At 58.8% G+C, this 22,043-nt stretch carries 22 protein-coding genes and 1 pseudogene; 13 read left to right on the top strand and 10 right to left on the bottom strand.

The features are described from left to right. Positions 1 to 25: 25 nt before the first annotated feature. On the top strand, positions 26 to 961 hold the full coding sequence (locus IPI80_RS13550) for a class I SAM-dependent methyltransferase (protein ID WP_413861152.1): 936 nt from the start codon (positions 26 to 28) through the stop codon (positions 959 to 961). Here IPI80_RS13550 and IPI80_RS13545 read toward each other — a convergent pair. Then, positions 962 to 1,277: pseudogene (locus IPI80_RS13545) on the bottom strand (DUF2322 family protein). 104 nt (positions 1,278 to 1,381) lie between these two features. On the opposite strand from IPI80_RS13545, the gene IPI80_RS13540 reads away from it, so the two are divergent. Both IPI80_RS13540 and IPI80_RS13535 read left to right on the top strand, forming a co-directional pair. Continuing rightward, positions 1,382 to 2,323 carry a pseudouridine-5'-phosphate glycosidase gene (locus tag IPI80_RS13540; RefSeq protein ID WP_413860934.1) on the top strand — a complete coding sequence of 314 codons (942 nt, stop codon included), beginning with the start codon at positions 1,382 to 1,384 and terminating at the stop codon, positions 2,321 to 2,323. Between the two features lie 84 nt (positions 2,324 to 2,407). Then, the gene (locus IPI80_RS13535; RefSeq protein WP_413860932.1) at positions 2,408 to 4,027 is read left to right on the top strand and encodes a thioredoxin family protein; all 1,620 of its coding nucleotides are present in this window, start codon (positions 2,408 to 2,410) and stop codon (positions 4,025 to 4,027) included. 2 nt (positions 4,028 to 4,029) lie between these two features. Here IPI80_RS13535 and IPI80_RS13530 read toward each other — a convergent pair whose 3' ends face one another. Beyond that, the gene (locus tag IPI80_RS13530; protein WP_413860930.1) at positions 4,030 to 6,297 is read right to left on the bottom strand and encodes a TonB-dependent receptor plug domain-containing protein; all 2,268 of its coding nucleotides are present in this window, start codon (positions 6,295 to 6,297) and stop codon (positions 4,030 to 4,032) included. 150 nt (positions 6,298 to 6,447) lie between these two features. After that, positions 6,448 to 6,993, bottom strand: coding sequence for a C40 family peptidase (locus IPI80_RS13525; RefSeq protein ID WP_413860928.1), 546 nt, complete (start codon positions 6,991 to 6,993; stop codon positions 6,448 to 6,450). A 58-nt stretch (positions 6,994 to 7,051) separates the two neighbouring features. On the opposite strand from IPI80_RS13525, the gene IPI80_RS13520 reads away from it, so the two are divergent. The 3 genes from IPI80_RS13520 to IPI80_RS13510 all read left to right on the top strand — a co-directional run bounded on the left by IPI80_RS13520 (position 7,052) and on the right by IPI80_RS13510 (position 10,000). Further along, complete coding sequence (locus tag IPI80_RS13520) at positions 7,052 to 7,294, top strand: hypothetical protein (RefSeq protein WP_413860926.1); 243 nt, start codon at positions 7,052 to 7,054, stop codon at positions 7,292 to 7,294. Between the two features lie 54 nt (positions 7,295 to 7,348). Beyond that, complete coding sequence (locus IPI80_RS13515; RefSeq protein ID WP_413860924.1) at positions 7,349 to 7,960, top strand: isochorismatase family protein; 612 nt, start codon at positions 7,349 to 7,351, stop codon at positions 7,958 to 7,960. A gap of 147 nt (positions 7,961 to 8,107) precedes the next feature. Beyond that, a complete protein-coding gene (locus tag IPI80_RS13510) occupies positions 8,108 to 10,000 on the top strand; it encodes a propionate--CoA ligase (RefSeq protein WP_413860922.1) in 1,893 nt (630 codons plus the stop codon). A gap of 68 nt (positions 10,001 to 10,068) precedes the next feature. Here IPI80_RS13510 and IPI80_RS13505 read toward each other — a convergent pair whose 3' ends face one another. Genes IPI80_RS13505 through IPI80_RS13485 form a run of 5 tightly spaced genes read right to left on the bottom strand, consistent with a single transcriptional unit; the run spans position 10,069 to position 13,064 of the window. After that, a complete protein-coding gene (locus tag IPI80_RS13505) occupies positions 10,069 to 10,665 on the bottom strand; it encodes a hypothetical protein (RefSeq protein ID WP_413860920.1) in 597 nt (198 codons plus the stop codon). Positions 10,666 to 10,668: 3 nt separating this feature from the next. Then, positions 10,669 to 11,214 (bottom strand): NUDIX hydrolase, encoded by a 546-nt coding sequence (locus tag IPI80_RS13500; protein WP_413860918.1) that lies wholly within the window; start codon positions 11,212 to 11,214, stop codon positions 10,669 to 10,671. A gap of 10 nt (positions 11,215 to 11,224) precedes the next feature. Continuing rightward, complete coding sequence (locus tag IPI80_RS13495) at positions 11,225 to 12,037, bottom strand: thioesterase family protein (RefSeq protein ID WP_413860916.1); 813 nt, start codon at positions 12,035 to 12,037, stop codon at positions 11,225 to 11,227. Continuing rightward, complete coding sequence (locus IPI80_RS13490) at positions 12,034 to 12,729, bottom strand: fumarylacetoacetate hydrolase family protein (RefSeq protein WP_413860914.1); 696 nt, start codon at positions 12,727 to 12,729, stop codon at positions 12,034 to 12,036. Before IPI80_RS13490 ends, IPI80_RS13495 begins: the two co-directional genes overlap by 4 nt. 32 nt (positions 12,730 to 12,761) lie before the next feature. Continuing rightward, positions 12,762 to 13,064 (bottom strand): antibiotic biosynthesis monooxygenase family protein, encoded by a 303-nt coding sequence (locus tag IPI80_RS13485; RefSeq protein WP_413860912.1) that lies wholly within the window; start codon positions 13,062 to 13,064, stop codon positions 12,762 to 12,764. A gap of 85 nt (positions 13,065 to 13,149) precedes the next feature. Between IPI80_RS13485 and pgeF the strand changes: the two genes are divergently transcribed. The 6 genes from pgeF to IPI80_RS13455 all read left to right on the top strand — a co-directional run bounded on the left by pgeF (position 13,150) and on the right by IPI80_RS13455 (position 19,067). Next, complete coding sequence (pgeF, locus tag IPI80_RS13480) at positions 13,150 to 13,968, top strand: peptidoglycan editing factor PgeF (protein ID WP_413860910.1); 819 nt, start codon at positions 13,150 to 13,152, stop codon at positions 13,966 to 13,968. Between the two features lie 309 nt (positions 13,969 to 14,277). Beyond that, positions 14,278 to 15,954, top strand: a complete 1,677-nt coding sequence (locus IPI80_RS13475) for a 3'-5' exonuclease (RefSeq protein WP_413860908.1) — start codon at positions 14,278 to 14,280, stop codon at positions 15,952 to 15,954. Between the two features lie 131 nt (positions 15,955 to 16,085). Continuing rightward, positions 16,086 to 16,427 carry a hypothetical protein gene (locus IPI80_RS13470; RefSeq protein WP_413860906.1) on the top strand — a complete coding sequence of 114 codons (342 nt, stop codon included), beginning with the start codon at positions 16,086 to 16,088 and terminating at the stop codon, positions 16,425 to 16,427. Positions 16,428 to 16,912: 485 nt separating this feature from the next. Then, a complete protein-coding gene (locus IPI80_RS13465; RefSeq protein ID WP_413860904.1) occupies positions 16,913 to 17,653 on the top strand; it encodes an AAA family ATPase in 741 nt (246 codons plus the stop codon). After that, a complete protein-coding gene (locus IPI80_RS13460) occupies positions 17,650 to 18,513 on the top strand; it encodes a hypothetical protein (protein WP_413860902.1) in 864 nt (287 codons plus the stop codon). The genes IPI80_RS13465 and IPI80_RS13460 overlap by 4 nt, the downstream gene beginning before the upstream one ends. 74 nt (positions 18,514 to 18,587) lie before the next feature. Then, positions 18,588 to 19,067, top strand: coding sequence for a DUF488 family protein (locus IPI80_RS13455; RefSeq protein WP_413860900.1), 480 nt, complete (start codon positions 18,588 to 18,590; stop codon positions 19,065 to 19,067). Here the strand turns inward: IPI80_RS13455 and IPI80_RS13450 are convergent. Continuing rightward, the gene (locus IPI80_RS13450; protein ID WP_413860898.1) at positions 19,024 to 19,845 is read right to left on the bottom strand and encodes a hypothetical protein; all 822 of its coding nucleotides are present in this window, start codon (positions 19,843 to 19,845) and stop codon (positions 19,024 to 19,026) included. The two genes, IPI80_RS13455 and IPI80_RS13450, sit on opposite strands and share 44 nt — an antisense overlap. 348 nt (positions 19,846 to 20,193) lie before the next feature. On the opposite strand from IPI80_RS13450, the gene IPI80_RS13445 reads away from it, so the two are divergent. Further along, positions 20,194 to 21,519, top strand: coding sequence for a DUF2130 domain-containing protein (locus tag IPI80_RS13445; RefSeq protein WP_413860896.1), 1,326 nt, complete (start codon positions 20,194 to 20,196; stop codon positions 21,517 to 21,519). 130 nt (positions 21,520 to 21,649) lie between these two features. On the opposite strand, the gene IPI80_RS13440 is transcribed toward IPI80_RS13445, so the two are convergent. After that, positions 21,650 to 21,973, bottom strand: coding sequence for an addiction module antidote protein (locus IPI80_RS13440; RefSeq protein WP_413860894.1), 324 nt, complete (start codon positions 21,971 to 21,973; stop codon positions 21,650 to 21,652). Positions 21,974 to 22,043 lie beyond the last annotated feature (70 nt).

Below are 22,043 nucleotides of genomic sequence, written 5' to 3'. Positions count from 1 at the left end.
CGAGGGCTACAGCCCGATTTTCTATATGAATTCCCTGCTGAATGCCATCTCGCAGATGCGCCTGCCCACCGACGCCCAGCGTGTGTTCCACGGCCGTGGCGGCTTGTACCCCGGCTGCGAGCATTGGACGCTGGACGCTTTCCCCCCCGTTTTTGTGCTGACCAGTTTTCTGCCCGCTACGGACGACGAACTGGCCACCCTTGGCGCTGCACTGGCACAGCGCTGGCAGGTTCTGGCGCCTGACCAACCGCTGAACTGGGTGTTCCAATGCCGCGCCCAGGGCCATGTTGAGACGCGGCTGATGGCAGGCAGCGAGCCCGAACCGCATAGCGTGACCGAAGATGGCGCCCGCTTTCGCGTGCAGTTGCTCAAGGGCCAAAACCACGGCCTGTTTCTGGATATGGCCGAAGGCAGGCGCTGGGTGCGTACCCATGTGGCGGCGGGTGTGGCGGCGGGTGGCCCGAGCTTTCGCGTGCTCAACCTGTTTGCCTATACCTGTGCTTTTTCGGTGGTGGCGTTGCAGGCAGGCGCCAAGCTGGTGGTCAACGTGGATATGAGCCACGGCGCCATCACCGTGGGCCAGCAAAACCACCAGTTGAACGGCATTACCACCGGGGCGAGTTTTTTGGCGCATGACATTTTCAGTACCTGGGGCAAGATCAACCGCAGCGGCCCGTACGACCTGGTCATCGTCGACCCACCCAGCTACCAAAAGGGCAGCTTCGTGGCCACCAAAGACTACGCCCGGCTGATGCGCCGCCTGCCCGACCTGCTGATGCCCGGCGCACATGCCCTGTTGTGCCTGAACGCGCCTGAGCTGGGCATGGCCTTTTTGCAAGACCAGATGCAAGAACTCGCCCCCAAGCTGCGCTTTGTGGAGCGCGTGGCTAACCCGGCGGTGTTTGCCGATGTGTCGCCCGACCGATCGCTCAAGGTGCTGGTGTACCAGGCCCCGGATTGATCACGCTGGGGCCAGCACAACAGCGTAACCCGTACCGGACGCAATCACTTCCAGCAGCCGGTCAATATTGGGGTGGCTACCCGGATGGGCGCGTGCGCTGTCGGTGTGCTCGGCAAACATCTCCAGCCCTTCCTGCGCTGCTGCCACGTTGATGGCACCATGCTTGGCCGCCAGCGCTGCATACACCGCCAGCGCGCCGGACTTGCCGGGTTTGTTTTCAATGGTGGCCACGACAGTGCCCGTGGCGTCGAGCAAATGCAACGCTGCCAGATGCGTGATGGCGGGGGAGTTGTTGGAGGTTGTCAGCAAAGGTCATGGTGGAATTCTTATGAGTAAAATTTGGCTCTAGCCCTCGTAGAATATACATAGGCAGCTATCAATACGGTAGCTATTATGCTACCCGATACACCCAGACAGCGTATGCACCACCCCTATCTTGATCTTCACCCTGAAGTGGCCGATGCGCTGGCCCGGCATCGCCCGGTGGTGGCGTTGGAGTCCACCATCATTTCCCACGGCATGCCGTATCCACAGAACGTGGCGACTGCGTTGCAAGTAGAGGCCGAGGTGCGCGCGCACGGCGCCGTACCTGCCACCATCGCCATCATGGATGGGCGGCTCAAGGCCGGGTTGAGCGCAGCCCAGATCGAAACCCTGGGCAAGACCGGGCGCGCGGTGGCCAAAGTCAGCCGTCGGGATATTCCTTTCATCGTGGCAGCCGGTGCCACGGGCGCCACCACGGTGGCGGCCACCATGGTGATTGCGGCTATGGCCGGAATCCGGGTGTTTGCCACGGGCGGCATTGGCGGTGTGCACCGGGGTGCCCAGCAGAGTTTTGATGTGTCGGCCGATTTGCAGGAACTGGCCCAGACCCCGGTGGCGGTCGTGTGCGCTGGTGCCAAGTCCATCCTCGATCTGGGTCTGACGCTGGAATACCTGGAAACCCACGGCGTGCCCGTGGTGGGCTACCGCACACCCTGGTTGCCGGCGTTCTTCACCCGCGACAGTGCCTTCAAGGTGGACTACCAATTGGACAGCGCACACGCCATTGCCCAGGTTCTGCATGCCAAATGGGCCATGCAATTGAAAGGTGGTGTGGTGGTGGCCAACCCCATTCCAGAGGCCTTTGCCATGCCGCGCACTGTCATCGACGTGGCCGTGGAGCAAGCACTGCAAGAAGCCGATGAACAGGGCATTGGCGGCAAGGAATCCACACCCTTCCTGCTGGAGCGCGTGTGTGCGCTGACGGGGGGCGACAGCCTGGCAGCCAATATCCAGTTGGTACTGAACAACGCCCGCCTGGGAGCTGCTATTGCCACCGAGTACCTGGCCATTGAAATGGCACAACCTGTTTTTCGATAAACTTGATTGGGTCTTCCATGTCGTGATAGTGGAAGACGGCGTTTGGCGCACAATCCTGCTTTTTTGTCCGAGGGTTTTTCTCTTATGCGAAATCTTGTCTTGCTGGCAGCCGTTGCAGCATGTATCACGGCCTGCTCCAAGGCTCCCGAAGCGGTGGCCACGCCGCCTGTGGCCAAGGCTGCATCTGCTGCTGCGCCAGCCCATGCCGGCATTGCCTGGGTCAAGCCCGATGGCGCCAGCCTGGACGCCGTTTTTACGCAGGCACGCGCAGACAACAAGCCGGTGTTTCTGTATTGGGGTGCCGTTTGGTGCCCGCCTTGCAATCAGATCAAAGCCACTGTGTTCAACCGTCCTGATTTTGTAGAACGCAGCCGGGCCTTCATTCCGGTCTACCTGGATGGGGACACGCCTGGCGCGCAAAAGCTGGCGACCCAATTCAATGTGCGGGGCTACCCCACGACCATTCTCTTCAAGCCTGATGGCACCGAGCTGACCCGTCTGCCAGGCGAGGTGGACGCCGTGCAATACATGCAGGTACTCAAGCTGGGCATGGGCGCAACGCAACCCATCAAGGAGACGCTGGCGGCTGCGTTATCGCCAACGGACCCTGCGGGCGCGGCATTGAAGCCCGACGCCTGGCGCCTGTTGGCCTACTACGCCTGGGACACGGATGAAGCGCAGTTGCTGGCCAAGAAGGATGTGGCAAGCACTGTATTGCAACTGGCCCAGAAGTGCCCGCCGCAAGAGGCAGAAGCCGCTGCCCGCTTGCGCCTGCGGGCCATCGTGGTGGCGGCTCAAGATACCAAGTCGGCGCTGGACAAGACTGCAGCGTTGGCACAGGTACAGGCGATTCTGGCTGACCCGGCGCGTGCGCGTGAGAGCACCGACATTCTGACCAACTACGCCAACGAGCTGGTGTCGGTACTGACCCGCAACGGCAGCGCACAGCATGCGCAGTTGGTGGCAGACCTGGGCGTTGCGTTGGACCGGCTGGCCTCCGACCAGGGTTTGTCCAAGGCAGACCGGTTGGGTGCCGTGCAAGCCAAGGTGGGGCTGGCATTGCAGGATATCCCCAAGGGTGGCAAGACGGCGTTGGCACCGGAGCTGATTTCGCAGGCCCAGGCGGCCGCCAACCAGGCTGACCAAACGACCACCGACAGGTATGAGCGCCAGGCGGTGATCCCATCAGCTGCGCATTTGCTCAGCGATGTTGGGCTGATTGATGCGTCCGACGCCATGCTCAAGGCCGAACTACCCAAGGCCGTCTCACCGTATTACCACATGCTGGTGCTGGCATCCAATGCCAAGTTGCGGGGTGACAATGCCGCTTCGCTGGACTGGGCCGAAAAAGCCTATGTCGGCTCCATGGGGCCGGCGACCCGCATGCAGTGGGGCAGTGGTTACGTGCAAAAGCTCATTGAACTGGCGCCGCAAGACAGTGCCCGCATCGAAAAGGCCGCAGCCCAGGTGATTGGCGAGTTGGACGCTACGCCCGAAACTTTTTATGAGCGCAACCGCCGTAGCCTGGAGAAGATGGGTGCGCAGCTGGTCAGCTGGAACACGGGTGGCAAACATGCCGCCGTTGTGCAAAAGCTGACCACCCAGCTGGATGGGGTCTGCGCCAAGTTGCCCGAGAACGACAGTGCTACCCAAGCCTGCAAGGGCGTGTTTGCCAAGTCGGGCAAATCAGCCAAGAAGGCCTGAACCTACAGCTTCAACTCCAACCGCGCACCCCAGCGGATGTGCGATGGGTTGTCGCTCTCGTTGTCCTGGCGCTGGGTGCCGCTAAGGATGCTGCTGGTGTTCAGGTAGTCACGCGGTGCCAGGTTGTTGGCACTCAGGCGCAATTGGGCTTTGGGGTTGATGAACCAGACCAAAAACGCATCGGTCACCACCTTGGCGCCCATGGTGTTGCTCTGAATATCGCTCAGCTGCAAATCGTAGGCCGGCGTGTAGTTCACGCTGGCGCCCACGCTTAAGGGCAGGCCGCGGAACTTGTAGTCGGCTCCGATATTGGCGGTGCCCTTGGGCTGGCCTTCCAGTCGGTTGTTGGGTCCGGGTACTTGGTCTACGCTGGAGTCAAAGAAGCTCACGTTGGTACGCACCGACACGGGCAGGGCGGTGGGCCACATTTCATCCAGCCGGAACTTGGCTTCCAGCTCAATCCCTTGTGCCGTGGCATTGCCCACATTCTGCGGTCGTGAGACCCAGCGTTTGTCGGTGGACCAGGAGACGTCCTCTAGCGCCACTACGTTGCGCATCAAATCGCTGATGCGCCGGTGGAAGAAGTTGGCGCTCAAGAGGCCACCTTTGTCCAGGTAGTGCTCGTAGGCTAGCTCAAAGCCGCGCGCCAGTTCGGGCGCCAAGTTGGGGTTTCCTGCGCGGTCGGGGCTGCCCACCTCGTTGGCTCCAGTGGGGAAACGCTGCGAGATGGAAGGGCGCGCAATCAAATCCGACAGCGTGGCCGACTTGTAGCTGCGCGTCAGGCTGGTGCGCCACTGGTCGCGGCTTTTCTCGTCGGGCCGCCATGTAGCGTGCAGCAAGGGCGTTAACACGCTGCTGCGGTTGCGCACATCGTAGGCATCGCTGTCGCTGCTGGTTTCTATGCCCTCCCAGCGCAGGCCGGCGTAGGCGGAAATTTGTTTACTGGCGTTCCATTCGTCCTGGATATAGGTGGCCACACGCATGGAAGATGCGTTCAGGTCGTCACCAAAATCCGTCAGTATGGGCAGCCCGTTTTGCAGTGTGGTGCGGCTCTGGCGGCGCTTGCTGCTGTCCAGCTCCAGCCCACTGACCAGGCTGTGTTCGCTGGCCAATTGCTGCGACAACTTGCCGGTCAGGTTCCAGCCGTTTTCTTTTGTGCTGGATTGGTCAGCCACGGTGCGATTCAGTGCACCGGTGGTGTCGAGCTCATTGCGAACGCTGTGGCTCTCGTAGGTGCCGCCGCCCACACCGTAGCGCAGTTCAACACGGTTGCCGTCACCCAGGTTTTTTTGCCACTGCGCATTGGTGCGCATCATGGTGAAGCGGCCGTCACCTTCGCTGGTGTAACTGGCGTAGGGTTGGGCAATGGCACCTCCGGCGGCCTGATCCAACTGGCTCTGCGTGAAGGAGTTGCTTTGGGACATGACAAAGAAGGGCATCAGGATCAGCGATTCGCCCTGGCCCAATCCAATCTGCACGCGGCCATTGAGGTGCACGCCTTCGCGATGGTTGGTGCCGTAGCCGGTTTCGTGCTGGTCCAGTAGCTGGTTGCCAGTGGGCAGGTCGTACCAGCGGGTGCGGGTGTCGTTGTCGTCGCGGCTGTCGCTCTTGTTGACCGACAGGGTCAGCGTGTAGGCAATGTGTTCGCCGAACTTGTCGTTGCGCGTCCAGGACGCACTGGGTGACAGGCGGTCTTGCTCTGCGCCAAGCCCCAGTTTGACTTCGTTGAGGGTTTTCTTCAGCGCTTCTTTCAGGACAATATTGATGGTGCCGGCCACGGCCCGCGCGCCGTATTCGGCAGTAGGTGCACGCAGCACTTCAATACGCTCCACCTGGTCTGGTGGCAGGTTGTCCAGTGAAAAACCAGGCGGCATGCGTTCGCCGTTGACTAGCAATTGGGTGTAGCCACCGCCCATGCCGCGCATGCGCACGTCACCGCCGCGCCCCGGGCGCCCACCAGTGGTCACGCCGGGCAGGCGTTTGAGCACCTCACTGACGGAGCTGTCGCCAAAGCGTTCGATATCTTCCTTGCCAATGATGATCTTGGAGGCCGTCGAAGCGCGCCGCTGCTCGGTTTCGCTGGCGGTACCGGTTACTTCCACCCGGTCGAGGGTGGTTTGGGACGCGGGTTTGGCGTCTTTGCTTTCGGCGTCTGCGGCGGGCGGTGTGGGTGGTATTTGCGCAGTGGCCGACATGCAGGTCAGTGCGGCCAATGCCAACACGGTTCTGGGAATGTTGGCCAGATACGGCAATGAATGGGGGATGCGCATGAATTGAGCAGCAGGTTGGTCTGGCGAAAAGGAAGTACGCCCAGCCCATACGAGGACCCGGCCAGCGATCATAGCCAGAAGGGTAACGTGATGATGCTGTTCGTGCTCTAGCGCGCGTAAAGCTGAGCAAAGTTGCACGCAGGGCGTGCGTCAGGGCTTGTCAGCAGTCTCGGAATTGACAGGCACCCGGCGAGCACCGTCAAAGCGACGGGACCAGTAGGCCAGAGACATGCTATCGACCCGGACTTCGGAGCCGGGCTTGGGAGAGTGGATGAATTTGCCGTCACCCACATAAATGCCCACGTGGCTGAATGCGCGGCGCATGGTGTTGAAAAACACCAGGTCACCGGGTTGCAGGTCGGCACGGTTGATTTTTTGGGCACTGGCGGCTTGCTCGCTGGCCTTGCGGGGCAGAATCAAGCCGGCGGTTTGTTCATACATGGCCCGCACAAAGCCGCTGCAGTCAAAGCCGGTGTCGCTGCTGGTGCCGCCACGTTTGTAGGGCACACCCAAAAAGGTCATGGCATTGATGACCAATTCGGACGCTTTTGCCTCAACTTTACCGCCCACATCACCGATACGGGCGACCAAACCACGCTCTGCCAGCAGCCGGTTAATGTCATCTGTGGAGGGGTTTGATTGAGCCAAAGCCACATTTGCCAGCAAAAGCGCGGCCAGAACGAGGATAATTCGCATCTAACGAGCTTAACCCGTGGTGTTCACGGCGTCAAGACAGGCTAATGAGGGTATCTACATGGCAAAAGCTGAACCGAAAACAACCGTCTTACCAGATGGATTGCGTTACAAATCCAAAGTATCGGGCTCTCCGTTCATGGCCGCTGCGTCTTTTGGCGGAGCCACCATGTCGTGTTTCTTGTGCGGCAAACACCGCGCACGCTCACTCATGACCACCAAAAAGGTGCTGGGTAAGTCCCAGGCCGTGTGTGCGCCTTCTTGCAAGGCTCTGGATGAGGCAGCAGCAACAGCTCCGCGCTGAATTGAGTCAGTTGGTGGATTAAGCTGCATTTTTCGCAACTTTTAAAGGACATTCATGCTGCTAGAAGTCGAAGAATCCCAATTGGTTCTGGTGGACTACCAGGGGCGCCTGATGCCTGCCATGCTGGATGGTCCCGCTGCGGTGGCCAACGCCGTTCGGCTGCTGCGCTTGGCGGCGTTGCTGCAGGTGCCCACTTTTGTCACCGAACAGAACCCGTCCCGCCTGGGAGCCAGCGTTGCGGAGCTGCAGGAGCCAATGACTGCGGCGAACGCCCGGGTCCTGTCCAAGATGCAGTTCAGCGCAGTAGAAGAGGGGCTGGGCGAATGGCTGCGCCCACCACCAAAGCCGGTACAGGGAAATGCCCGCAGCCTGCCCAAACACCTGCAAAAGGCGTCTGCCGGGTCTGAGCGCGGCACTATCGTCGTAGCAGGCTGTGAAGCCCACGTCTGCTTGTTGCAAACGGCGTTGAACCTGCTGGAAGACGAATTCGACGTCTGGGTGGTAACCGATGCCTGTAGCTCGCGCACCGAGCGCAACCGCGACGCCGCCTTTGACCGCCTGGCCGGTGCGGGCGCAGAATTGGTCACCACCGAAATGGTGGCGTTTGAATGGATTCGCAGCGCAGAGCATCCTGATTTCAAGGCCATGCAGGCCCTGATTAAATAGCGAAAATTGGTCCCCAACGGGGCCGCTGTCACCGTGGCAGGGTGCGGCGGCTGGCTTTTCGCGGCGCTTGATCTGTGTCAGTCAGGTGATTGCAAGCTGTGTATTCATAATTATGAATTCAGATTTAACGGCACCGAGGGACACACCATGACCGCTTACGCAGATTTCTACCGTCGCTCTATTGATGATCGGGAAGGCTTTTGGGCAGAAGAAGCCAAAGCCATCGACTGGCAAACCCCGCCGCAGCAGGTGTGTGATTACAGCAATCCTCCGTTTGCGCGCTGGTTTGTGGGCGGCACCACGAATTTGTGCCATAACGCGGTTGACCGCCACCTGGCAACCCGTGCCGATCAGGCCGCGCTGATTGCCGTATCCACCGAGACCAACACCGAGCGGGTCTACACCTTTACCGAATTGCACGCCGAAGTGCAGCGAATGGCTGCTGCACTCAAGGAACTTGGTGTGCAAAAGGGTGATCGCGTCCTGATCTACATGCCCATGATCGCCGAGGCGGCTTTTGCCATGCTGGCCTGCGCCCGCATAGGCGCCATCCATTCGGTGGTGTTTGGCGGGTTTGCCTCGGGTTCGCTGGCGTCGCGCATTGAAGACTCTGAACCCAAAGTTATCGTCAGCTCGGACGGCGGTTCGCGTGGTGGCAAGGTGGTGGAATACAAACCGCTGCTGGACGAGGCCATCAAGCTCTCCAGTTACAAGCCCAGCGCCGTATTGCTGGCCGACCGCAAGTTGTGCGCTATGAATATAGTAGCGGGACGTGACCATTTGTGGAAGGCTCTGCGCGAGAAACACCTGAACACCGTGGTGCCCTGCGAATGGGTGGAGGCCAACCACCCCAGCTACACGCTCTACACCAGCGGCACCACCGGCAAGCCCAAAGGCGTGCAGCGCGACACCGGCGGCTACGCCGTGGCATTGGCTGCCAGCATGAAGCACATCTATTGCGGCAATGCGGGCGAAACCTATTTTTCTACCAGCGACATTGGCTGGGTAGTGGGCCACAGCTACATCATTTACGGCCCGTTGATTGCGGGCATGGCCACCATCATGTACGAAGGCCTGCCCATTCGACCGGACGGCGGCATCTGGTGGAGCCTGGTCGAAAAGTACAAGGTTACCGTCATGTTCAGCGCGCCCACCGCCGTGCGCGTGCTGAAGAAACAAGACCCAGCCCTGCTCACCAAATATGACCTCTCCAGCCTGCGTGCCCTGTTTCTGGCTGGTGAGCCGCTGGACGAGCCCACCGCGCAGTGGATCAGCGACAGCCTGAAGAAACCCATCATCGACAACTACTGGCAGACCGAAACCGGCTGGCCCATTTTGGGCATTGCCAACGGTGTGGAGCACAAGCCCAGCAAGTTTGGCAGCCCCGGCGTGGCCATGTATGGTTACGACGTGCAGCTGCTTGACGAGAACACGGGCGAGCGGCTGACCGGTGCCAACCAGAAGGGTGTGGTTGCGATCGAAGGCCCGCTGCCCCCTGGCTGCATGCAGACCGTGTGGCGCGACGATGCCCGTTTCATCAACACCTACTGGAAGAGCATTCCCGGCAAGCTGGTTTACAGCACCTTTGACTGGGGCGTGCGCGATGAGGACGGCTACTTCTTCATCCTGGGCCGCACCGACGACGTGATCAACGTGGCCGGCCACCGCCTGGGCACCCGCGAGATCGAAGAGGCCATCTCCAGCCACCCCAATATCTCTGAGGTGGCTGTGGTGGGTGTTGCCGACCAGCTCAAGGGTCAGGTGGCCGTGGCGTTTGCCGTGGTGAGGGACGCCAGCGGGCTGGTGGACGAGGCTGCCCGCGCCAAGCTGGAGGCCGAAGTCATGAAAGTGGTGGACAACACCATCGGCGCGGTGGGCCGTCCGGCCCGCGTGCGCTTTGTGTCGGTGCTGCCCAAGACGCGCAGCGGCAAATTGCTGCGCCGTGCCATTCAGGCGGTGTGCGAAGGCCGTGATGCTGGTGACTTGACCACCATGGAAGACCCGGCTGCGTTGGAGCAGATCCGGGATTCGGTGCAGTAGAGCTTGCTGTCGCCGATTTGCAAAGGTCGCTATGAAACTCATAGCGACTTAACTATATTCGACGAGGGCTAGCGCCCGTTTTCATCAATAGTAATCGTGCGGTCGAAGAGCTCGGTCGCATTTTTGGCGACCTGCAGGGTATCGAAGTAGGCATACGCCCCCACGCTCACCGCGCCCAGCAGTGGCACAAAGCGGGCAGCGCTTTTGCTCAGCACCCGCTTGGTCACCTGCACGCCAATTTGCTGCGCAATTTTTTGCAGGGCAGTGACGGACGTTTGCTGGATTACCACCCGTTCCCCGACCCGCACCACCACATCGCGCAGCAACTGGGCCGAGACGTGTTTGAACAGGCAGTACAGCATCTGCTCGCGCCCCAGCGTCTTTTGCTGACCGTATACCGCGGCAATGTCGGACACCATTTGGGCTTGCAGCTTCCATACGCCCACCAGCTCGGGCACGATCGTGAGCCAGGCAAAAATGCCGGGCGGCAGCGACAGCGATCCGGATAAGACGCTGGCTGCGCGGGCGGCACTGCGGGCAATGGCATGGGCGCGTTCAGCTGGGTGCTCGCCCATTCGCTCGGTGCTGTCGGGCACCTGCAGCACCACGGCCAGCACCGCCTGCGTCAGCGCTCCGTTGTTGGATGAGTCGGCTTTTTTTGCCATTGGTTAAACGATGTCCACCGTGTGAATGCCATAGTGGCCGCTACGCCGGTCGGCAAAGTAGCGCTTCAGCGTTTCTTTCACGGTGCGAAAGGCCAGCTCGTCCCAGGGGATTTCTTCCTCGGTAAACAGGCGGGCTTCAATGGTTTCGATGCCTGGCTTGAATTGATCGCTCAAAAGCCGCGCGCGGTAGAACAGGTGGACCTGGCCCACATGTACCACGTTGACCAAGCTGAACAGACCCTGCATTTCGAACTGGGCGCCGGCTTCTTCATCGGTCTCCCGCGCCGCGCCCTCGGCGGTGGTCTCACCCATTTCCATAAAACCGGCAGGCAAGGTCCACTTGCCATAGCGGGGCTCGATATTGCGTTTGCACAGCAGCACCTGGTCGCCCCAATGCGGCACTGTGCCCACCACATTGAGCGGGTTCTCGTAATGGATGGTGTTGCAAACGGGGCAGACGGCGCGCTCTTTGACGTCACCGTCATCAGGCAGGCGGTAAACCACCGCCGCGCCGCACTGTTTGCAATGTTGGATGGGGCTACGTTGCATGGCTGCAATATTAGCGCGCCCGGACAACCAAACTTTGGGTGGCGCGCCCAATCAGGCCGTGCGCGTCAAAGAGCGTCGATTCGGCCAGCCCGCAGCCGTTGGCGCCCAGGTAGGTGCGGGCGTCCAGGCAGATCCATTCTCCCTGCGGATGGCGCAGCAGGTTGATGGTCAGATCGGTGTTGACGAAGCTGTAGCGCTCGTAGTCCAGCACGGCGCTGATGCCGTTGCCCGAATCCGCCGCCACGGCCACGCGCTGGTAGGCGCTGGGGGTTTCGCCCTCCACCAGGGGGTGGCGCATGCGAAACCAGATGGCGCAGGGTCCACCAAAGATGTGGCCTCGGGCCGTGCGGGTTTCCATCAGGTCAGAGTACCCCACATGCCGCCCGGCGAACGGAAAGTTCACCGGTTTGGCGTCATCGGGCGACACCGGTACGGTGGGCAAGGGGTGGCCGGGCAGGCCGTCGGGCACTACAAATTCACTCTCACGCTGGGCCAGGGCGGTAAAAACACCAACTTCTTTGCCATTGGCGGTCAGTTGCACTGCAAAGTGGGCGGCGTTGCGCCCCACGTACACGGGCTTCACCTCAATTTGCAACTCGCAAATGGGCACCGGGCGCAGCAGGTTGGCGGTGAGCCGGGCAATGTGGGTCAGGCCATGTTCTTGTGCCGCTGCCTCGACCGCGCGGCACACCAAGGCCACTGGCGGGCCGGCGTGCTGGTGGTCCGGGTGCCAGGGACCGCGGGTCAGCTCGCTGGATTGGTAATGGCCAGCGCCCAGCGCGATATAGGCGGATGTGGGGTGGTTGGCTGGATGGTGGCTCATCGTACGCGCACCGTGATGGTTTGCAGGCCATCAATACTCCCCACCAGCGTGTCGCCGCGCACCACGGCACCCACGCCTTCAGGGGTACCGGTAAAGATCAGGTCGCCGGGCTGCAGGGCCCAGGCGGCGGACAACTGTTCAATGGTTTCCGCCACATTCCAGATCAGCTTGGCAATGGTGCTGCGCTGGCGGTCCACGCCGTTGACCTGCACGCTGATGGCCGCGCTGTCGATGCCAGGCACCTGTGCAGCAGGGGTGATGGGGCCAATGGGCGCGGAGTGGTCAAAGCCTTTGCCGATACACCAGGGGCGGCCTTGCTTTTTCATGTCGTTTTGCAAGTCGCGGCGGGTCATGTCCAGACCCACGGCGTAGCCATAGATGTGCTGCGCCGCGTCTGCCGCCCGGATGTTTGCGCCGCCCACACCAATGGCCACCACCAGTTCAATCTCGTGGTGCAGGTTACTGGTGAGGGTGGGGTAGGGCATGTCAACCGTTTGGCCCGGCTCGGCCAGCAGCACTGCGTCGGCGGGCTTCATGAAGAAGAACGGCGCTTCGCGGCCGCTGTGGCCCATTTCCTGGGCGTGTTCTACATAGTTGCGGCCCACGCAGTAGATGCGGTGCACGGGAAAACGATCGGCAATGCCAACAACCGGCAAGCTGACCGGGGCGGGAGGGGGAACAACGTAGGACATGACGGGGCTTTCGATGGAAGATTGGGGCGCGCTCAGGCCGATTTGGCCAGCAGTTCAAAGTGTTCTACCGTGGGTGGACCAGCAAAGAAGGGACCAACGATGGCGCGCCACTGGGTAAAGGCCTCAGACTGGCGAAAACCCACCGTGTGGTCTTCCAGCGTGTCCCAGAAGATTTGCAGAACATAGCGTTCGGGGCTTTCGATGCCACGGTTCACCGTGTAGCCCTGAAATCCCTTGGTGCTGCCGATCACGGTGGCAAGGCCGCGTTGGATAGCTTCTTCAAAGGCAGCATTCTGGCCAAGGTGGATGCGAATGTCGGCGAGTTCGAGAATCATGGCGTGGCCTTCAGAAAATGGGTGGTGTCGGGTGATAAAGCCAATGGTAACGGGGACCGCTGATGGCTGCGTTATCCTTGTTGGAATGACCTGTCTCCCACTTGACCTGGCCGACTGCCTGATCCCCGATTGGCCGGCGCCCGCCAACGTCCGCGCGCTGTGCACCACGCGATTGGGGGGATGCTCCTTGCCGCCCTACGACAGCCTGAACCTGGGCAGCCATGTGGGGGATGCGCCCGACCAAGTAAAGCGCAACCGCGCACGGTTGCAGCAAACGTTGGGCGCTCGACCCGTCTTTTTGAACCAGGTACACGGCACCGACATGCTGGAACTTACCGCCGACACGATGGATGGCGTGCAAGCCGATGGCGCCTGCACCAGCACACCCGGCTTGGCCTGCACCATGATGGTGGCAGACTGCCTGCCCATCCTGCTGTGCGACACACGCGGCACCCGGGTGGCTGCGGTGCATGCCGGTTGGCGTGGGCTAGCGGGTGTGGGCGGGCAGGGTGTTTTGGAACAAGTTTATAAGCTTTTTATGCCTCCAGCCCTCGTCAACGTTACACAACCAACTCCTGAATTGATAGCGTGGCTGGGGCCGTGCATTGGGCTGCAGGCGTTTGAGGTGGGCGCCGATGTGGTGGCCGCGTTTTGCCAGGGCCACGCCGACGCCCATCGCTGTTTTGAGCCATTGCCCGATGGCGCTAATGGCTCCAGTGGCAAGTGGCTGGCCAACCTGCCCTCACTGGCGCGTCAGCGCCTTGCGGCCTTGGGCGTCACGCAGGTGTTTGGCAACGATGGAAGTGCGCCGTGGTGCACGGTGGGCAATCCGCTGCGGTTCTTTTCCTACCGGCGGGATGGCGGCGCCAGTGGCCGCCAAGCGGCCTGCATCTGGCTGGCGTAAGGCCGCCAGTTCGGCAGCATCGCGTGCGCGAATGTCGCGCTTGCGCAGGAAAAGAAGGGGGGAAGGCGTGATATTTGGCCCCACCCGGCACTGGTTGGAACGCCTGGGCCTGCTAGCACTGTCGGTTGGCCTGCCTGCCTGCTGCACAAACTGACACAAGTCAATTTTGCTCTGCTATTGATAGCTGCCTCTGCAAGTTCTACGGGGGGTAGCGGCCTTTTTTTGTGTGCATAATCGCCCAACAACAAAAATATCAGCAGAGCCCTACACAGCCTTTGGTGCATGCAAAAAACAGGGGGATGGTCAGCGATGGCGGTTTTGATTCCTTCAATCGGCGCGTGCGTTTCGCGCATGACTGGTGGCGAACGCCGGCTGGCCGAACGGCTAGAACAAAAGCTCGACGACGACTACCGGCTCTGGTACGACGTGCCCATGGGGCCACGCAACACGCACCCGGACTTTTGTATCTTGCACCCGCGCCGCGGTATTCTGGTGCTGGAGCGCGACGCCCAGCTGGTGCAGGCCGATGGCCCGCACGCGGGCAAGCTGGCTTTCCCGTGGAGCTACGGCGTGGTGTTTACCAACATCACCCGCAAGCAGTTTGAAGCCGCCGAGCTGCACCACGCCATCGAACCCCACCGCGTGCTCTGCCAAGACGAAATGCTGGAAAGCGTGGATGCCGAAGACCTGCAAAGCCGGCTGTGGGACATGTTTCCCTTCATGATGCGCGGCGTGATGAGCCTGCCGCAGATCGACCGCGTGCGCTGGATCATGTTCCCCGAAGTGCGCGTGCAGCAAGGCGCGCTGTTTGACGACGACGACGAAGATGCCGCGCTGCCCGACATCATGCGGGTGATGGACCTGCAGCAAGAGCAGTTAGCTAGATCCCTGGGCGATGGCCACCGCGTTATCCACGGCGTGGCGGGCTCGGGCAAAACGATGATTCTGGGCTACCGCGCGGAGTACCTTGCCAATGCCTTTGGCTCCAGCACCGCTGCCACCAAGCCCATCCTCATCCTCTGCTTTAACGAACCGCTGGGTGTGAAGCTGCACAGCGTGATGCAGGCCAAGGGCCTGGGCGGCAAAGTGCATGTGCGCCACTTTCATAAATGGTGCCGCGACCAACTGGTGGCGTATGGGCAAACTATTCCCCAGCAAAGCCCGCACATGTTTGACGATATGGTGGACAACGTCATCCGCGCGGTGGACCGCAAGCAAATCCCCAGCGGCCAATACCAAGCCGTGATGATCGACGAAGGCCACGACTTCGCGCCCGAATGGCTCAAGCTGGTGACGCAGATGGTGGACCCGACCACCAACAGCCTGCTGGTGCTGTACGACGATGCGCAGAGCATTTATGAGCGCGCACGCAGCAAGCAGTTCAGCTTCAAAAGCGTGGGCATCCAGGCCCAGGGCCGCACCACCATCCTCAAGATCAACTACCGCAACACCAAACAGATACTGCAAACCGCCAGCCTGGTGGCGGCCGACTTGCTGACCGCCGAAGAGAAAGACGACGACGGCATCCCGCTGCTCAAGCCCATCAGCTGCGGGCGCGAAGGCGAGGCCCCAATCATCATCCGCCTGCCCACATTGCGTGACGAAGCCTTTGCCATTGCCGACCACCTGGTCCAGGCGCACCAAGAAGGCCATGCGTGGGGCGATATGGCGGTGCTATGTGCCGATTGGAGAACCCGCGACCTGCTTGCCCGCACCCTGGCACAACGCAAACTTCCCGTGGAGAACCGACTGGGCAACGGAGACTTTGATCCAACAAGCAACAAGATCAAGGTCATGACCATGAAGGTCAGCAAAGGGCTGGAGTTCCCCGTGGTGGCGCTACCCGGTGTGGGGCATATGCCTGCGGCGGAGGAGGACGAGAAGGAAGCGGCGCGGGTGTTTTATGTGGCTGCTACGCGGGCTACGCAGAGGTTGGTGATGGGGGTGGGAGGAGCGGGGCGATTTGGGCAAAGGTTGTGGGATTGAGAGGACATTCTTCCTGCAACCTATTTACTTGCAGAATGCCTCCAAGTTAGATACTTGTCCGTGCAAGTCGAGTAGTGCCTCAATCAAAAATGCCGCGTGATCGGCATAACTTAAGAAAGTGAGAAAGTTACATGAGCAGTGTTTTTAAAGTTCTCTCACTTGGTGGGCAGGCTATCAAAACAGGCCCAAATATTTTTCAACTCATTCCAGGCAACTGGGACGACTTCTCGTTTAAGACCTCTTTTGAAGTCGTCGCATTCGACACCAGTGGTCAAAAGCTCGCGTTGGGTAACTTAAAAATCGGTTACGCCGATCAGCCCAAAGGATGGACGCGTGACGCGATGCCTAAGCAATTTGAAGCTTTACCACCGGGCTGGTTCTCCCTTGGACAGGACGTTGAGTATTACCAGAACATCCGCGAAAAGCTATCGCCAGAGGACAGAGATTTCGTTTTGAAGGGCTGGGTGACGTAGTTGATGACGACGCCCTGTTCGCAACTGCTGGAGAGCAGGAGGTATTCCGAAGTTCCCTGCTGCGTAGCGTCAGCCTTTCGGCAATTCATGGCCAGTACCGACGCGTGCTTTCAGGGCTAGTTGTCCTTACAGAATTCGAATTTGCGTATCGTGATCCAGGTGATGAGCGAACAGCCTCAATAGACATAGAGTTTCACGTCAAACCTGCGTCAAAGCCCCCCACCAATGTTCACGTTTTGATCGGAAGGAATGGGGTGGGAAAGACAACGTTGTTAAACAATATGGTCGGTGCGATCATTTCTCAGGAGGGCAATTAACCACAGCGGGGCGGTTTCTACGAAAACGTAACTTGGCAAGGCTGGAAACATCTCCCTCAGAATTATTTCAGCAGTGTCGTTTCTGTCTCTTTCAGTGCGTTCGATCCATTTGTCCCGCCCAAGGATCGCCCGGATCGAAGCCGTGGCGTAGCGTATTTTTATGTCGGCATGAAAAACGCACGATCTGGTCCCGGCGGGAATACCGAACAGCCGCCAAAAACTGACATCGATCTCGCGAATGATTTCATCGAAAGCCTTCGCTCCTGCCTCAGCCAGTCAGCGAAAAGAGATCGTTGGCGTGCTGCCATTGAACGCCTAGAGTCGGACATCAATTTCGAGGCTATGAACCTTGGGCAATTGCTTGATTTGGACTTGGATGCCGCCATTCAAAAAGCAAAGTCATTGATTGGTCGAATGAGCTCCGGTCACTCTATCGTCCTACTAACCATTACCAAGTTAGTCGACACAGTGGAAGAGAAAACCTTGGTGTTGATGGATGAGCCCGAGAGTCACCTTCATCCGCCACTTCTCTCAGCATTCACACGGGCATTGTCGGACCTACTGCATAACCGCAATGGCGTAGCGATTATTGCCACGCACTCGCCAGTGGTTGTCCAAGAGGTTCCTCAATCCTGCGTCTGGAAGTTGACGCGGTTACGCACTGAGGGAAGATCAGATCGTCCCGAACGGGAAACTTTTGGCGAGAATGTAGGTGTATTGACGCGTGAAATATTTGGCTTGGAAGTAGCAAAGTCTGGATTTCACGCGATGCTCCAGACCGCTGTTGATGCACATGGAACTTTTGAAAGCGTCCTGCAGGAGTACGACGAGCAGCTTGGCTTTGAGGCTCAAGGCATTTTGCGTTCGATGATTGCAACGCGAGATGCGGCGAAGGCGAGCGCACAATGAAGCGCATTCGAAAACCGAATTTTGATCCCGCAGTAGTTCTCGATACCTGCACTAGCGGAATTAACGATCCAGAGTTGGCTACGCGCTTCAACGCCGCAAGACCGTATTTGCTAGCTAAGTTTCACGACTACGAACGCTGTGCCGATGCCCACAATCTATTTTCGTTTGATGCGTGTTCTTGGGGCAACGAAACGCAAGTTGTAGTTGCCGATATGAGTAAGAAGGAGCTGGTAGATCTGTATTCAGATCAAATGGTTGCTAGCAGTAAACCTGGGCGCAAACAGTACGACAGTTTGATGATGCTTGCCCCGTTGGGGAAATGTCCTTTCTGCGGATTTGGTCAAGTGTCTACACTTGACCATTTCCTATCGAAATCTCGCTATCCTGCGTTCTCCGTACTTACTTTTAATCTCATCCCGTCTTGCTCTGATTGCAACACAGGTAAAGGCTCTTCCGTACTAGAAAACGGCACTCAAATTCTCCACCCTTACTATGAGGACGCGGTGGTTGAAACGGTGCCTTGGCTCTTTTCCGAACTAATTGAGTCGGTACCTGCCACCGTACGGTACTTCGTTCAGCCGCCAACGGATTGGTCGGCTGATTTGACGATACGTGTTACGAACCATTTTCGAGACCTTGAACTTGCTAAGCGCTTTGGGGTTGAAGCAGCTTCAGAATTGGCGAGTCTTTCAGACATACTTGATACGCTTGAAACATCAGACGCACGAGAAATTCACTTACTAAGCATTTCACGAGTTGAACGTAAGAAGCGGACCAATACTTGGCGTGCTGCCCTGTATGAAGCGGTAGCGGGAAGTGCCTGGTACAAAAATGATGGTTTTCGAAATCCAAATCTGTAAACGGTAACGTACTTTGTAATGAAGGACATAAACCAAAGACTAAAATTGGCCGAATCTACCTGACCAGCCGTCCTATGAATACTCACCTTTTTACTTTTGGCTACGAAGGCCTCACCATTAATGAGTTCATCGACAGGCTTATCGCTACGGGCGTCAAAACCATCGTAGATGTTCGGGAATTACCCCTTTCCCGTAAAAAAGGGTTCTCCAAGAACTCGTTCAGTGCGGCCCTCTCGGAGCACGGCATAGCCTACATGCATATGCCTGCATTGGGTTGCCCCAAACCCGTTCGTAATCAGTACAAAGCTGACGGCAACTGGCGAACCTACACCCGAGATTTTCTGGCTTATGTCTCGACGCAAGAAGCGCCCATACAGGAATTAGTCAAAATTTCTCGCGCCACAACAGCGTGCTTAGTTTGTTTTGAAGCGGATTTTTCAATGTGCCATCGGACCTTTGTGGCACGCGCTGCGCGCCAGCATGGTGGTCCGACAGTAATGCACCTGACCGCTAGAACAGCCCTGCCTGATTTGGGTTTTCAGCAAGCGGCTTAGGCGGGTATATCAGGCTGATGAGGAGCCATTGCCCCGGAAAACGGTGAATGGTTCCCAGCAGAAATTGCAAGTCTTTGCTAGGAAGTTCTTGCTCAAGCTTGGCGCGAAACGGCGCTTCCCAAGCGTCACCGTGTTGACGGCGAACGGTTCTGTACAGCGCACCCACTTCCCAGTCCACCAGCTTGTGTTTGTAGGCAAACGTTTGCCCGTCTACGTCGCATTCATACCGGTAGTGAAAATCAAAGGGTAGCTTTTCCAGCAACCGGATTTGTTTGCCTTCTTCCACTTCGTCGAAGAGCTCGGATTGTTGTTGCAGCCGCAGAAGCTTTTCTTTTTCCTCGTCAGTCCAAACCGGGTTATCCGCCTTTTTGATATCCAGCCCAGCGATCCGTGTTGGCCGCAGACGCGCCAATGTGACGCCGTGATCTATCCGAGCTTTTTCAACTGCAGCGAAGTCTGAGAACAGTGGCAGCTTCGCAAGCAACTCGGAACGAACTGGCCAACCGGCCTTTCCGCTTGGCAGCGGTTCTGCATCACATTCGATGGTGTCAACAAAAATGCGATGGCTTTCGGGGCGATGATCATCACGCGCTTTTTCAAGCCTGGCTGAAATCCACTGCCATTTCTTGAATTGCTGCTCGTCGGCAACAAGCCGGAAAGGGACGGGATAGAGACGGATGAGCCGACCGTCTGCAGTCATCCCCGCCACGCAAGATGTCTCCGCATATTTCGCGCTCGGCGACGGGTATGTCTTGCACAGTATGAGAATACGTTCCATGAACGATGCCATCGCTGCTCCCCTTTTGAATTGTCAAAGTCAACTGTGAATTTGGAACATCTGACGTATTCTCTTGACTGAATCCAACTAACTGATTTTAGCTTTGATATGCTTTTATTTTTATAGCTGCTCGCGCATATTCCACAAGGGCTAAAGCCCCATTTGCTCCTCAAGTATGCACTGACTGCGCCCCCAACCTTGAACTGCAAGCCCAGTGCGTGCACGACTTTGAAAACGGTCGCAAAGTTCGGGTTACCTTTTCGCCGAGCGCTTTGTAGAGCCCCGTCCAAAAGGGCCGGTCTGCTCAGCCAGCTACCTATCCAACCAAAAAAAAGAGGCCCAGCCCCCATGCATGAAATCACCTGCCCCCACTGCAACAAAGCCTTCAAGATCGACGAAGCGGGGTACGCCAACATCCTCAAGCAGGTGCGCGATGGCGACTTTGACAAACAGTTGCACGAGCGGCTGGAGCTGGCCGAGCGGGAAAAGCGCGACGCGATTGCCTTGGCCGAGGCCAAGGTCACCAATGCGCTGCAAAGCGCTGCGGCCCGCAAAGATGCGGAGATTCAGGCCTTGCAGGCCCAGCTCGCTGCCGCTGAGGTGGCCCGCAAGCTGGCGGTGACTGAGGCTTTGGGCGCGGTCAGCAAAGAGCGCGATGGGCTGGCGAACGAGCTAGACCAAGCGCGCAGGGCGCAGCAAGCTGCCGCGCAGTTGGCTGAGGCCAATCTCCAGTTGGCGGTGAATGACGCTGTGGGGGTGGTCGCCCGGGAGCGTGATGGCTTGAAGAATGACCTCACCCTCATCACCGTGAAAAATCAGCTAGAAGAGAAAGCCATCAAGGAGCAATACGCCTTGCAGTTGCGCGACCGTGATGGGGAGATTGAGCGACTGCGGGACATGAAGGCGCGGTTATCGACCAAGATGGTCGGTGAAACCCTGGAGCAGCACTGCGAGATCGAGTTCAACCGCATCCGTGCTGCCGCGTTTCAAAGGGCGCATTTTGAGAAAGACAACGACGCCCGCACCGGCAGCAAGGGCGACTACATTTTTCGCGACTCGGACGAGTCGGGCGCCGAGATCGTCTCCATCATGTTTGAGATGAAAAACGAGAGCGATGAAACGGCGACCAAGAAGCGGAACGAAGATTTTCTGAAAGAGCTGGACAAGGACCGCACTGAAAAGGCGTGCGAGTACGCGGTGCTGGTGTCCCTGCTGGAGCCGGAGAGCGAGTTGTACAACAGCGGCATCGTCGATGTGTCGCACCGCTATCCGAAGATGTACGTGGTGCGGCCGCAGTTTTTTGTGCCCCTGATCACGCTCTTACGCAATGCCGCTTTGAACGCGATGAAGTACAAGTCCGAGCTGGCGCTGGTGCGCTCGCAGAACGTGGACATCACGAAGTTCGAAACCCAGCTTGACGATTTCAAGACCGCGTTTGGGCGCAATTGGCGCCTCGCCTCCGAAGGCTTTGAAGAGGCCATCAAGCGCATCGACGATGCGATCAAGGACTTGGAAAAAACCAAGGAAGCGCTGCACAAGTCAGCCAACAATTTACGCCTGGCCAACGACAAGGCCGACGATCTGACGATCAAAAAGCTCACACGGGGCAACCCCACGATGGCGGCCAAGTTTGCGGAGCTGCCGGGCACCAGCACGTCGGCTGATACGGATTAGGGCCTGCTGGGATTTCGAGAGGATCTCGATGACAAAGGCCCGGCTTGCCGGACCGAGAGGTATGGTAAATTGCTTCTGATTTGATAGCTGGTTGCGCATATTCGACGAGGGCTAGAGGCTGATTTGGCACTCAACTCTTCTGCACCGACCGTGCCCCCACGCTGAACTGCAATCCCAGCGCATGCATGACTTTCATAACTGTCGCAAAGCTGGGGTTGCCTTGTTCGCCCAGCGCCTTGTACAGCCCTTCGCGGGTGATGCCGGTGTCGCGGGCCAGTTGCATCATGCCGCGCGCCCGCGCGATGTCGCCCACGGCTTTGGTGAACAAGGCTGCGTCTTTGGGGGCTTCGTCCATGCAGGCCTGCAGATACTGCGCGCAGTCTTCGTCAGATTGCAGGTAGTCGGCGGCTTCAAAAGGTTTGATGCCTAGTTGTGCGGCGGCGGTGGGGTTCATAAAATATTCCAGCAATAGACGCGATAGCCCGGGCCGCTGTGGATGCGCAGTTCGACAACATCACCGCCAA

Origin of the sequence: Candidatus Aalborgicola defluviihabitans (assembly GCF_016705985.1) — a bacterium.
Lineage (GTDB): Bacteria > Pseudomonadota > Gammaproteobacteria > Burkholderiales > Burkholderiaceae_C > Allorhodoferax > Allorhodoferax defluviihabitans.
Note: the sequence above shows the minus strand (reverse complement) of the source record. Positions and strands in the feature narration are given on the sequence as shown.